The sequence below is a fragment of the Streptomyces sp. NPDC055189 genome, assembly GCF_053606765.1.
This window is the reverse complement of record NZ_JBSGSG010000056.1, coordinates 1-12425: the sequence shown is the minus strand read 5'-3', so window position 1 is coordinate 12425 and position 12425 is coordinate 1. Positions and strand designations below refer to the sequence as shown.

The window sequence follows — 12425 nt, the reverse complement described above, 5'->3', positions numbered from 1 at the left end:
TGCTGCGATGCGGGCTCTCAGGGCCACAGCAGCCGGGCTTCACGGCCACAGCAGCTCCCTGACCCAGCCTCCGTCCGCGTCCTTCCGGTAGCGCAGCCGCACGTGCCGGCGCCGCGCGTCCCCCTGGAAGAACTCGACCTCGTCCGGTTCGAGTACGTACAGCGTCCAGCTCGGCGCCGGGGCGTCCGGCTCGGCCTGAGCGTGCTCCCAGGCGGCCTGGCTCGCGGCCACCAGGTCCCCGTACGACGGCAGTACCTCGCTCTGCCTGCCGACCAGGGCCGACGCCAGCGCCCCGGGCGACCGGCGTGCGAGATCGGCGCGGCTCTCGGCGGCGCCCGCCGTCGTGACCCGGCCGCGCACCCGGACCTGGCGGGCCTGCGCGGGCCAGTAGAACCCGAGCGCGGCCTCGGGGCGCGCCGCGAGCTGGCGGCCCTTCGCGCTGCCCGCGTGCGAGCCGAAGTGCCAGCCGGACTCGTCCGCGTCGTGCAGCATCAGCGTCCGTACGTCGGGACGGCCCGACTCGTCCGCCGTCGCCAGGGTCATCGTGTGCGGCTCCACCTGCCCCGCCTCGGCCACGTCCACGAACCACTGCCAGAACAGGGGCAGCGGTTCTGCGGGCGCGGTCGCCGTATCGAACGGGGGCAGTTCGGTGTCCCAGACGCGCAGGGAGCGCAGGAGGGCACGGCCGTGGGTGGTGTCGTCGGGCCTGGTGTCATCGGGCCTGCTGCCGTCGGGCCTGCTGTCGGAGTCGTCCATCCACCGAATCTACGGGAGCGGTCGTCGTGTCCGGTTGAGGCCGAAGCTCCGGATGCGGATGTTCGACGAAGCAGCAATTCCGGTGACGGCCGCTGAACTCGCCTTATGCGCAAGGTACTTGGATGCTTATACGCGATCTCGCCAAACCTGTTGCAGGCACGTGAAATCTTCAACATGATCCCCGTGCGTCACTTCCGCACCATGACCGGACGGGAAGGAAGAACATCGTGCGCAAAATCGCAGCACTTCTGACCACAGGCGCCGCAGCCGTCTCGCTGCTCGGCGCGGGCGCCGTCAGCGCGCAGGCCCAGGCCGAGGCCTGGCAGTACATCGCCACGTACTCCAGCCAGAGCAAGTGCATCGACGCGGGGCAGAGTTACGTCCGCGAGGGCTTCAACAAGTACAGGTGTGACCCGAAGCCCGGCGGCACCGGCTATTACAAGCTGTACGTTTCCTGACCGGTGCGGGCGGGGCTCCTCAGCCCCGCCCCAGCACCACCGTCCCCGACGAGCAGAACCATCCGCCCGTCCCCGACGCCACCGCCACCTCCGGCAGCCTTCCTCCCGCCTTGCGCACCTGGCGGCCCTCGCCCGCCTCCCCCCGCAGCTGACGCACCGCCTCGACGAGCAGGAAGAGGCCCCGCATTCCGGGGTGCTGGGCGGAGAGGCCGCCGCCGTCCGTGTTCGTCGGGAGTTCGCCGTCCCGCAGCAGGCGGCCCTTCTCCACGAACGCGCCGCCCTCTCCCTTCGCGCAGAACCCCAGGTCCTCAAGGGTCACCAGGGTCATGTAGGTGAAGGCGTCGTAGATCTGCGCCACGTCGACGTCCGCGGGGCTCATGCCCGCCCGTTCGAACGCCAGGCGGCCGCTCACCGCCGCCGGGGAGACCGTGAAGTCCTCCCACTGCGACATCGTGGTGTGCGAGACGTGCTCGCCGGTGCCCAGTACCCAGACGGGGGCCGACGCGCAGTCGGCCACGTACTCCTCCGCCGCGAGGAGCACCGCGCATCCGCCGTCGGAGCGTATGCAGCAGTGCAGCTTGGTGAACGGGTCCGCGATCATGGGGCCGCTCAGGACCTCGTCCACGGTGATCGGGGTGCGGTACATCGCGTCGGGGTTGGTCGCGGCGTTCGCGCGTGCCTGGACCGCGACGGAGGCGAGTTGTTCGAGCGTCGTGCCGTACTCGTGCATGTGGCGGCGCGCGGCCATCGCGTACTTGGAGATCAGGGAGTGGCCGTAGGGAACCTCGAACTGGAGAGGGCCGCGCGCGCCGAAGGAGAGGTTCGAGGTGCGGCGCTTCGCCTTGATGTCCGCCCTCGCCGTCGATCCGTAGACGAGGAGCACGGCGTTCGCGCGGCCCGCGGCGATCGCGTCCGCCGCGTGGGCCGCCATGACCTCCCAGGTGGCGCCGCCGACGGAGGTGGAGTCGACCCAGCGCGGCTTCAGGCCCAGGTACTCGGCGACCTCGACCGGGGCGAGCGTGCCCAGGCCCGCGGACGCGATGCCGTCGATGACCTCGCGGCCCAGGCCCGAGTCGGCAAGGGCGCGACGGGCCGCCCGGGCGTGCAGGGCGTAAGGGGTGGCCTCGTCGACGCGGCCGCAGTCGGAGAGGGATATGCCGACGACGGCCACCTTGCGCGGGCGTATCGCCGAGCCCGTGCCCGACCGTGCCCCGGAAGGGTTGGGAGGAGGGGGAGTTGGCAGAGTTGGCATAAATCTGACGGTACATCAGATGTGGCTCACCAGGGAGAGCGTTACGTGGCGTCGTGACCCTGTGCATCTGCCGGGCGCGGTCTTAGCATGACGGCCCGTCAGATCTGGGTCGGCGGACTTGGCCGCCACCCCGGGGAGGAGCCCGCCGATGGACGCCGCCTTCACCGCGGAGCAGGAAGAAATCCGCCGCACCCTTCGTGAGCTCGTCACCAAACGCTGCGGCCCCGACGAGGTGAAGGCAGCGGTCCGCACCCCCGCCGGGTACGACGCCGCCCTCTGGTCCGCCCTCGCCGAACAGCTCGGCCTGCCGGGCATCGCCATTGCCGAGTCGTACGGGGGAGTGGGCTGCGGCCCGGCGGAGCTCGCCCTCGGCAGCGAGGAGCTGGGCCGCGCCCTCACCCCCTCGCCCCTCTTCGCCACCGCCGCGCTCGTCGCCCCGCTCCTGGAGCGCCTGGGCACCGGGGAGCAGCGGGCCGAGCTGCTGCCGCGCATCGCGGAGGGCGGCCTCACCGCCGCGCTCGCCGTGCCCGGCACCGGGCTCGCCACTGCGCTCGGGCTCGTCGGCGACAACCTCGGCGACTGGTCGGGCGGTGGCCGCGCGGGCGGCGTCCAGGCCAAGCTCGCCGACGACGGGGTCTGGCGGCTCTACGGGCAGGCCGAGCAGGTGCTCGACGGGCACAGTGCCGGCCTGCTCGTCGTGGCCGCGCATACGGGGGGCTTCGCCCGCTCCCGCACGCTGCTTTATCTGGTGCGCGAGGGGGCGGCAGGGCTCGTACGGACCCGGCAGACCTCCCTGGACGAGACCCGGCCGCAGGCCCGCGTCGAACTGCGTGACGTGACGGCCGAGCTGCTCGGAGCCGCCGACGACGCCGACGTGCCGGGCGCGCTCGCCGCGGCCGGCGACCGTGCCGCCACCGTGCTCGCCGCCGAGGCGGTGGGGGCGGCGGACCGGGCGCTTGAGCGGACCGTGGAGTACGTGAAGCAGCGCGAGCAGTTCGGGCGGGCGATCGGGTCCTTCCAGGCCGTCAAGCACCGGCTCGCGGACGTGTACGTGCAGGTGCAGGCCGCGCGGTCGGCGGCGTACTACGCGGCGTGGGCCGCGGGGGCGGGGTCCGAGGGGGCGGGCTCCGGCCCGGCGGGAGCGGGCGTCGAGCGGGTGGGGGGACTCGCGCTCGCGCAGGCGCTCGACGCGCTGCGGACCGCCGCTTCGGAGGCCGTGCAGCTGCACGGCGGCATCGGCTTCACCTGGGAGCACGAGGCGCATCTGTACTTCAAGCGGGCGTCGAGCGACGAGCTGCTCTTCGGGCCGGTGCACCGACTGCGGGCACGCGCGGCGGAACAGGCCGACCTGTTCGCCGCCGCGAAAGCGCCGGCCTCCGGCAGCACGCAGCCGGCCTCAGGTAGCACCCAGCCGGCCTCAGGCAGCACCCAGCCGACGGCGGCCGTCTGATGGCGCCCGGCGTCCGGCTCGTGCAGAAGGTGTCGTCCACCAGGGTCTTCGCGAAGATCGCCCCGCACGTCGTCCCCGCGATGGACCGCACGGTGCACCGTCTCACGCGCGGCAAGGTGCTGCTCAGCGCGAAGATGCTGCCGGGGGTGATCCTGACGGCGCGCGGCGCCAAGAGCGGGCTCCCGCGGCGTACACCGCTGGCGTGTATGCCGGAGGAGTCGGGGAGTTGGATACTCGTCGGCTCCAACTTCGGGCGTCCGGGACACCCCGCCTGGACCGGCAATCTCATTGCCCACCCGGATGCGGACGTCAACTGGCGCGGTGCGGACATTCCGGTCAGGGCGCGGCTGTTGGCGGGAGATGAGCGGGCCGCGGCATGGGATGCGGCGCTGAAGTTCTGGCCGCCCTACGCGACGTACCAGTCCCGCGTGGAGCGGGAGATCCGCCTGTTCCGCCTGGAGCGGCGTACGGACCACTGACGGGGCCGTCAGGGGTACGCAACCGCCCGGGGAACACAGCGGCGGATCACTGGGACATCGTGATCCGCCGCTGTGGTGACAGGACTTGGGAACGCGTCAGAAGACAAGCGTGAAATGCCTTACTTCGTCGGCTTCTTGCCTGTTACGCCCAGATGTACCAACAGTGCGAGGTTCGGCTTGAGTTCGGCCTGCTTGACGCCCCACGTCTGGAAGCCGCGCTGGTGCGAGGCGACCGCGGCGAGCATCGCCACCAGGGAGCCCGCCATCGCCGCGGGGTTCACGTCCTTGTCGACCTTGCCCTTGGTCTGGAGCTCCTTGACGGTGTCCGTAAGGGAGTTGTTGACCGAGTTCAGGATCTTCATGCGGAGCTTGTAGAAGCGTTTGTCGCCTTCCGCTGCACCCAGATCGACGACCCGGAGGATCGCGTCGTTCTTGCGCCAGAAGTCGAGAAAGCCCTCGACCAGTTCCTGCGAGGTCTGCCATCCCGCCTTGCCGACCCAGGAGCGGCCGTCGAGGAGTTTGGTCAACTCCGCGCCCTCCACCGCCATTTGCTCGGCAATTTCGAGGACGGCGCCTTCCACGTCGGGGAAGTACTGATAGAAGGTCGCGGGTGAAGTCCCCGCCTTCCGGGCGACGTCGATGACTTTGACGTCCCGGTAGGGCGAGGAGCTGAGCATCTCGCTGAGGCAGTCGAGCAGCTTCTGACGCGTCGCCTGACCGCGCCGACCGGCCACGCGGCCGTCGACGGTACGTACCTGTCCTGTCATGCCGTCAGCTTACCGAGGGGTGATCGGAGCGCGATTCGGCCGAGTGCAAATGGGGTTGAGGGCGGTATTCCGCTCCGCTCCGCGCGACGCTCCGGCGCCGTGCTTGAATAGCTCACACGTTCGAATCAGGCTCCACTCACGCGTCTTCTTCCCCTCGGCGTCTTCTTTGTCCCACAACACCCCGATCCCGCCCCGGGTTCGCAACCGCCGCCCCGGACAGGAAGAATCAGGGTGCGTGCCGCCGGAGCGGCTCGGTGGTGAGACGCTGCACGGGGCCGCTCATACGGCGCCCGCGTACGGGGAGGTGGCAGGGCAAGTGGTGGATCAGCTGACGCAGCACGATCCGAGGCGGATCGGCCCGTTCGAGGTGCTCGGCCGGCTCGGAGCCGGTGGCATGGGCCTTGTCTACCTCGCACGCTCCGCGTCAGGGCGGCGCGTGGCGATCAAGACGGTCAGGACCGAGCTCGCCGAGGACCAGCTGTTCCGCGTCCGCTTCACGCGCGAGGTCGAGGCGGCACGGGCCGTGTCCGGTTTCTATACGGCCGCTGTGGTGGACGCCGACCCGCGCGCGGCGGTGCCGTGGCTGGCCACCGCGTACGTACCCGCCCCCTCGCTCGAAGAAATAGTGAATGAACACGGGCCGCTGCCCACGCAGGCAGTGCGCTGGCTCGCGGCCGGCGTCGCCGAGGCCCTGGAGTCCATCCACGGAGCGGGCCTCGTCCACCGTGACCTCAAGCCCTCGAACGTCCTCGTGGTGGAGGACGGGCCGCGCGTGATCGACTTCGGCATCGCGTCCGGCGTCTCCAACACCCGGCTGACCATGACGAACGTCGCCGTGGGCACGCCCGCGTACATGTCGCCCGAGCAGGCGAAGGACTCACGCAGCGTGACCGGCGCGAGCGACGTCTTCTCGCTCGGCTCGATGCTGGTCTTCGCCGCCACCGGGCACGCGCCCTTCCACGGGGCGAACCCCGTCGAGACCGTCTTCATGCTGCTCCGCGAGGGCCCTGACCTGGCCGGACTCCCGGACGAGCTGCGCCCGCTCATCGAGACGTGCATGCAGATGGAGGCGCCGCTGCGGCCGAGCCCCAACGACCTCCAGGCCCAGCTCGCACCCCACCTCTTCGCCTCGGAGAGTGAGGACGGCGACAGCGGTACGGCATCCGCGTGGCTGCCCGAGCGGGCCGTCGCGCTGATCGAGGCGCGCCGGGGCGGGCGTCCGCCCGTGCGGGCCGCCCTTGCCTCCTCCGGGCGCAGTGGCGGCCGTGGCGGTGGTGCCCCCGCCGTCGCTGCTCCGCCGCCTCCGCAGCACGCGCCGCCCGCGCCGCCGACGCAGCCGCCGCCCTTCGGGGGTGTGCCGGACGCCGGTCCCGTGCATCTCGCCGGGGCGAAGGTGCCGATCGGTCCTGGCCCGCGGGTGGCCGACGCGCGCGCCGCCGCCGGGGGCGCGCCGTCCGCCGATGCCGGGCTCGCCGCTTCGTGGTCGCGGTCCAAGGCCGCGGCGAACGGCGTCGACCCCGTGGTGCCCGCGCCCACCGTCGCGCCGGACGCGGGGGCCGCCTGGCGGCCCTGGCGGTTCCGGATGTCCAACGACGTGTGGGGCACGCCCGCCGTCGCGGGGAACCTCGTGTACGTCACGTCCTTCGAGGTCCACGCCCTGGACGTCGGCACGGGCCGCCGCAGCTTCAAGACGCGGGACGTCGCCTGGTCCATGGCGGTCGCCGACGGCCGCATCCACGCCTCGGACGGCCCCACCCTCTACGCCCTCGACGGCGCCGACGGCACCGACATGTGGCGCCTGAACACCGATGCCTGGGTGTACTCCCTCCAGGCCGACCGCGGCACCGTCGTCACCGGCACGCGCGGCGGCGGCGTACAGGCCTGGGAGGCCGCGAACGGCCAGAAGCTCTGGGAGATCACCGGGGCCCAGACCGACTTCGAGACCCCCGAGGCGGGACCCGTCATCCACGACGGCACGGTCTACGTCTGGAAGGACGCGCGCCTGCGCGCCCTGGAGGCCCGTACGGGCGACGAGCGGTGGTCGTACCCCATCGGCGACGCGGCCTCGTGCGGCGGCGTACCGGTGCGGCTCGCGCCCGCGCAGGACGGGTACGTGTACGTGTCCGCGGGCACCCGGGTGCTCGCGATCGACGTGGCAGGGGGCCATGTCCGGTGGCACTTCGAGGCGCCCGCTGCGTTCCTGTGCCCGCCCGCGTTCGCGCCGGGACCCGCTGTCACCGGCGGCGGCGTGTACCTCGCGGACTACCTCGGGACCGTGTACGCCCTCGATGCCACGGACGGCCGTGACAGGTGGCGCATCGCCACGGAGTCGCGGGCCTCGATCGAGCCCGTGCTGGTCGCCGACGGCCATGTGCACGTGGGCAGCGGCAAGGGGCTCTACACGCTCGACGCGGTGACGGGGACGCCCAAGTGGCGGTTCCAGGCCGGCGGCGAGGTCGTCGGCGCCCCTGTCGTGGCCGACCGGCGGATTCACTTCGGTTCCACGGACCACTTGCTGTACACCCTGAAGGCGGACGACGGGCGTCTGCGCTGGAAGCTGGCCACGGGCGGCGAGATCACCGGGGCGCCGGTGGTGCGGGATGGCGTTGTGTACGCGTGCAGCAAGGATCGGTGCGTGTACGCGTTGGACGCGGAGCGGGGGACCGGGACCGCCCGGTCCTAGGCCCCGCCGTCCCGGGGTGCGGGTCGTCTCCCGCCCGTGCCGCCCGCTTCGCGGCGGATTTTTTCCCGCCCACCCGCCCGATTGCCCCGCGTGCCCTGTGTCGTGACGGCCGTCGTGCCGTGGTGGAAGGGGGGTCGGACGGCGGCCGTCCACTCGTGACGTTACGCCGAGTGCGTGAACCGCGCGAGGCGGCGGTTTGATTCGCTCACCTGGTACGGAAGCCCGAGCCGCGCCCCGTGAAGAGGCCCGCCTGGCGTTCCGGGGGCAGATTGCCGAGGGCGATGAGGTGCGGCGCCTGCGCCAGGGCCCCGGTGCGGGCCGCCTCCTTCGCCGCCCAGAGTGCCCGTACCGTCCCCTGGACCGGCTCGGTCGGACAGGCGGCGATCACCTCGGCCGCGCGGGTGGCCGCCGTCAACAGGCCGTCGGAGGACGTTACTTCGGAGACCAGGCCCGTCTCATAAGCCCGGCGGGCAGAGACCCGCTCGGCCGTCCCCATCAGCGACATCCTGGCGACCTCGCCGAGCGGCATGCGCTGCGCCATGAGGATCGCCTCGTACGCGCTGACCATGCCGTATGTGGTGTGCGGGTCGAAGAAGGTGGCGTGCTCGGCGGCGATGACGAACTCCGACTCACCCAGGAGATAGAAGGCGCCGCCGCACGCCATGCCGTTCACGGCGGCGATGACCGGCTTCCACAGGTCGTTCGCCTTGGGGCCCACGGACAGGAGCGGATCGTCCATCGAGTAGGGGGAGCCCGGCTGCGGTACGTCCGTGTCGCGGTCGATGCCCGTACAGAACGCCTTCTCGCCGGCGCCGGTGAGGACGATCGCCCGCACCGTGTCGTCGAAACGGAACTCCCGCCAGGTCGCCGTCAGTTCGGCGGCCGTCGCCATGTCGATGGCGTTGTGGCGGGCGGGGCGGTCCAGCGTGACGACCGCGACGCCCTTCTCCTTGTCGAACGCCGTACGCAGGCTCATGGCCGCTCCAGCAGCCAGCGGGGCATCGCGATCCCGTCCACGTCGGTGAACGCGACCTGCACCTTCGCGCCGATGCGGAGGCGCTCCGGGTCGACCGAGTCCAGCGGGGCGTCCGGGGTCGCGACGAGGTTGCCGACCAGGCGGATGCGGGGGGCGTCGGCCAGCTCGACGATGATCGCGTTGTAGGGGGCGTGTGTGGCATAGGCGGGGAGCAGGGGTGGGTGTGGTCGTACGTAGGACCAGATGCGGCCCCGTCCGCTCATGCGTTGCCACTCGGACTCGAAGGACTGGCAGTGGGGGCAGCATGCCCTGGGCGGGAACCGGAGCTCCCCACAACCGGGGTTGGCGCAGGCCTGGATTCTCAGTTCGCCCCGTGCTGCGTACTCCCAGAAGGGGGCGCCGTCTTTGTCGATGGTGGGGGAGAGCAGGGGCTCGGGCGTTGTCGTCGCGTCTGCCATGTGATCGTCCTTGTCCGTCCGCGGATGCGTCGTGGTTGCTCGCGCAGTTCCCCGCGCCCCTTACGGGGCCCGGAGCAGTTCCCCGCGCCCCTTACGGGGCGCGTAGAAGTACCGCCGACGTTGGTACGCCCTCCCCGGCTGTAACCAAGCACGTTGCCGCGTCCGGCACTTGGGCCGTGCTCGTGCCCCGGAGTTGTTTCACGCCCTCGTTGATGAGGTTGAAGCCGTGGACGTAGGCCTCGCTCAGGCCGCCGCCACCGGTGTTGATCGGCAGCCGGCCGCCGCTCTCCAGGGCGCCGCCCTCCGTGAACGCGCCGCCCTCGCCGCGGCCGCAGAAGCCGTATCCCTCCAGGGAGAGGGGGATCAGCGGGGTGAACGCGTCGTAGATCTGCGCCACGTCGACGTCCTCGGGGGCGAAGTCCGCCTGCTTCCAGAGGTGTCGGGCGGCCGTCCAGGCCGGGCCCGTCAGCGGGTCGTCGTTCCAGTAGTTGACCATCCCGTGGTGCTGCGCGGGCAGGCCCTGGGCGACGGAGTGGACGTACACCGGCTTCTGGCGGCAGTCCCGTGCCCGCTCGGCCGACACGATCACGCAGGCCAGCGCGCCGTCCGTCTCCAGGCAGTTGTCGAAGAGGCACAGCGGCTCGCTGATCCAGCGCGACGACATGTACATCTCGCGGGTCAGCGGGCGTTCGTACATCATCGCGGCCGGATTCTGGTTGGCCCGGTTCCTGCACGCGAGGGCCACGTTGAAGAGGTGGTCGCGGGTCGCCCCGTACTCGTGCATGTAGCGGCGCGCCAGCATCCCGATCTCGTCCGCCGGGCGGAGCAGGCCGAAGGGGCGGGTCCACTGGGCGGGGGTGGGGAGTTGGACCGCCGTGTTCTTCCAGGGGCGCGGTCCGCTGCCCCGCTTGCGGGAGCGCCATGCTATGCCGACGCTCGCCTGCCCGGTGGCCACGGCGGACGCGAGGTGCGCGATGGTGGCGCAGGAACCGCCGCCCCCGTAACCGACCTTGCTGAAGAAGGTCACGTCGCCCGAGCCGATCGCCTTGGCGACCTCGACCTCGTCCGTCTCCTCCATCGTGTACGAGGCGAACGCGTCGACCTCGGATGGCGCGATACCTGCGTCGTCGAGCGCGGCGACGATCGCCCGGCAGGCCAACGTCTTCTCGTCCTCGGGCAGTTGTTTGGCGAACGCGGTCTGCCCGATCCCGACTATCGCTGTAGCGTCTTTGAGTGAAGCCATGGGCAACGGCACCTCCGCGAGTGGCGTAGTGGCGAGGCTCCGGGGCTTCGCCATACGTCGTCCCGACTGCTGACAGCGCGTCAGGTTACAGCTAATCTGACGGATAGTCAGCTACTGCGGCGGAGGGGCTTGTGATGCGCGGCGACCTGGAGTGGGGCAGCATCCCGGGACTGGTCCGGGCGGCCGCCGAGCGGTACGGAGACCGGGAAGCGGTCGTCGAGGGCCGCACCCGCGTCTCGTACGCCGGGCTCGGCCGCCGCGTGGAGCGGGCCGCCGCCGCGTGTATCGCCAACGGGGTCAAATCCGGTGACAGAGTGGCCGTCTGGGCCCCCAACACCCTGGACTGGATCGTCTCCGCGCTCGGCGCCGTATCGGCGGGCGCGGTCCTGGTCCCCCTCAACACCCGCTTCAAGGGAGCCGAAGCGGCCTATGTCCTGGAACGCAGCCGCGCGAGGCTGCTCTTCGTGACGGGCACCTTCCTCGGCACGTCGTACGTCGCCTCGCTGCGCCGCGCGGCGGCCGACGGGAAGGGGGACGGCCCGCTGCCCGGCCTCCCGCACCTGGAACAGGTCGTGGTCCTGTCCGACGACGCCCCGGAGGAGTTCCGCACCTGGAAGGACTTCCTGGCCAGCGGTGACGGGGTGAGCGGCCATGACGTACGGGGGCGTGCGGACGGCGTCGACGGGGCGGCGCCCTCGGACATCGTCTACACCTCGGGCACCACCGGCCGCCCCAAGGGCGCGGTCATCACCCACGCCCAGACCCTGCGCTGCTACGGCATCTGGAGCGAGCTGGCCGGTCTGCGCGAGGGCGACCGCTATCTGATCGTCAACCCGTTCTTCCACACCTTCGGCTACAAGGCGGGGATCATCGCCTGCCTGATGCGGGGCGCGACGATGATCCCGCAGCCGGTCTTCAACGTGGACACGGTCCTAGCGAACGTGGCGGCGGAGCGGATCTCGGTCCTGCCCGGCCCGCCGACCCTGCACCAGTCCCTCCTGGACCACCCGGCCCGCGACCAGCACGACCTTTCGGCCCTGCGCCTGGTCGTGACGGGTGCGGCGGTGGTCCCGCTGCAACTGGTCGAGCGGCTGCGCGCGGAGCTGCACATCGCCACGGTCCTCACGGCATACGGCCTCTCGGAGGCGAGCGGCATCGTCACGATGTGCCACCAGGGGGACGCGGCGCAGACCATCGCGTCCACCTCGGGCCGGGCCATCCCGGACACGGAGGTGCGGGTGGTGAGCCCCGGCGGCGAGGTGCTCTCGCCGGGCCGCCCCGGCGAGGTCCTCGTACGCGGACACAACGTCATGCAGGGCTACTTCGAGGACCCGGCGGAGACGAAGAAGGCGCTCGCGCCGGGCGGCTGGCTGCGGACGGGCGATGTCGGGGTCCTCGACGAGGCGGGCAACCTGCGCATCACCGACCGGATCAAGGACATGTTCATCGTCGGCGGATTCAACGCCTATCCGGCCGAGATAGAGCAACTCATCGGCGTACACCCGCAGGTGGCGGACGTGGCGGTGATCGGCGTTCCCGACCCGCGGCTCGGCGAGGTCGGCAAGGCGTACGTGGTGCGGCGGCCGGGTGCGGTCCTCACCTCCGACGACCTGATCGCGTGGTCACGCCGCGAGATGGCGAACTACAAGGTCCCCAGGGAGATCGAGTTCGTGACGGAGCTGCCCAGGAACGCGAGCGGCAAGGTCGTGAAACACGAATTGCGCCGCCGTCGAGCCTAGTTGCCGCTCTTGATGATCGCCTCGCGCTCGGCGGCACTGCACTCCACGCAGAACTCATTGCCCTCGGGATCTCCCAACACTCCGTTCTAGCGGTTCTGGAGTGTCGGCATGGTGGCATCGGTCCTGGTCAAGCCCCACAACGGGGCACCGTCCGTCCCTACCGA

General features: G+C 71.3%; 11 protein-coding genes. 5 read left to right on the top strand and 6 right to left on the bottom strand.

Features of this window, described 5'->3' with window-relative positions:
- Nucleotides 1-39: 39 nt before the first annotated feature.
- Entirely contained in the window at nt 40-756 is a 717-nt protein-coding gene (locus ACWFR3_RS30785; RefSeq protein ID WP_453737929.1) for a pyridoxine/pyridoxamine 5'-phosphate oxidase, read from the bottom strand.
- A 227-nt stretch (nt 757-983) separates the two neighbouring features.
- Between ACWFR3_RS30785 and ACWFR3_RS30780 the strand changes: the two genes are divergently transcribed.
- Nucleotides 984-1214: a hypothetical protein gene (locus ACWFR3_RS30780; RefSeq protein ID WP_365860416.1), complete on the top strand. Its 231-nt coding sequence runs from the start codon at nt 984-986 to the stop codon at nt 1212-1214.
- Between the two features lie 19 nt (nt 1215-1233).
- On the opposite strand, the gene ACWFR3_RS30775 is transcribed toward ACWFR3_RS30780, so the two are convergent.
- The gene (locus ACWFR3_RS30775; RefSeq protein WP_453737928.1) at nt 1234-2466 is read right to left on the bottom strand and encodes a thiolase C-terminal domain-containing protein; all 1233 of its coding nucleotides are present in this window, start codon (nt 2464-2466) and stop codon (nt 1234-1236) included.
- Nucleotides 2467-2614: 148 nt separating this feature from the next.
- On the opposite strand from ACWFR3_RS30775, the gene ACWFR3_RS30770 reads away from it, so the two are divergent.
- Together ACWFR3_RS30770 and ACWFR3_RS30765 are read left to right on the top strand one after the other, a co-directional pair.
- On the top strand, nt 2615-3916 hold the full coding sequence (locus tag ACWFR3_RS30770) for an acyl-CoA dehydrogenase family protein (RefSeq protein WP_453737927.1): 1302 nt from the start codon (nt 2615-2617) through the stop codon (nt 3914-3916).
- On the top strand, nt 3916-4395 hold the full coding sequence (locus ACWFR3_RS30765; protein WP_453737926.1) for a nitroreductase family deazaflavin-dependent oxidoreductase: 480 nt from the start codon (nt 3916-3918) through the stop codon (nt 4393-4395). The genes ACWFR3_RS30770 and ACWFR3_RS30765 overlap by 1 nt, the downstream gene beginning before the upstream one ends.
- Nucleotides 4396-4514: 119 nt before the next feature.
- Here ACWFR3_RS30765 and ACWFR3_RS30760 read toward each other — a convergent pair whose 3' ends face one another.
- Nucleotides 4515-5162 carry a TetR family transcriptional regulator gene (locus tag ACWFR3_RS30760; protein ID WP_453737925.1) on the bottom strand — a complete coding sequence of 216 codons (648 nt, stop codon included), beginning with the start codon at nt 5160-5162 and terminating at the stop codon, nt 4515-4517.
- A gap of 316 nt (nt 5163-5478) precedes the next feature.
- Here ACWFR3_RS30760 and ACWFR3_RS30755 point away from each other — a divergent pair, with 316 nt between their 5' ends.
- A complete protein-coding gene (locus tag ACWFR3_RS30755; protein WP_453737924.1) occupies nt 5479-7845 on the top strand; it encodes a serine/threonine-protein kinase in 2367 nt (788 codons plus the stop codon).
- Nucleotides 7846-8050: 205 nt separating this feature from the next.
- On the opposite strand, the gene ACWFR3_RS30750 is transcribed toward ACWFR3_RS30755, so the two are convergent.
- The 3 genes from ACWFR3_RS30750 to ACWFR3_RS30740 all read right to left on the bottom strand — a co-directional run bounded on the left by ACWFR3_RS30750 (nt 8051) and on the right by ACWFR3_RS30740 (nt 10522).
- The gene (locus ACWFR3_RS30750; RefSeq protein WP_453737923.1) at nt 8051-8821 is read right to left on the bottom strand and encodes an enoyl-CoA hydratase/isomerase family protein; all 771 of its coding nucleotides are present in this window, start codon (nt 8819-8821) and stop codon (nt 8051-8053) included.
- Nucleotides 8818-9279, bottom strand: a complete 462-nt coding sequence (locus ACWFR3_RS30745) for a Zn-ribbon domain-containing OB-fold protein (RefSeq protein WP_453737922.1) — start codon at nt 9277-9279, stop codon at nt 8818-8820. Before ACWFR3_RS30745 ends, ACWFR3_RS30750 begins: the two co-directional genes overlap by 4 nt.
- Nucleotides 9280-9370: 91 nt before the next feature.
- The gene (locus ACWFR3_RS30740) at nt 9371-10522 is read right to left on the bottom strand and encodes a lipid-transfer protein (RefSeq protein ID WP_453737921.1); all 1152 of its coding nucleotides are present in this window, start codon (nt 10520-10522) and stop codon (nt 9371-9373) included.
- A gap of 134 nt (nt 10523-10656) precedes the next feature.
- Here ACWFR3_RS30740 and ACWFR3_RS30735 point away from each other — a divergent pair, with 134 nt between their 5' ends.
- Complete coding sequence (locus ACWFR3_RS30735) at nt 10657-12261, top strand: FadD3 family acyl-CoA ligase (protein WP_453737920.1); 1605 nt, start codon at nt 10657-10659, stop codon at nt 12259-12261.
- Nucleotides 12262-12425 lie beyond the last annotated feature (164 nt).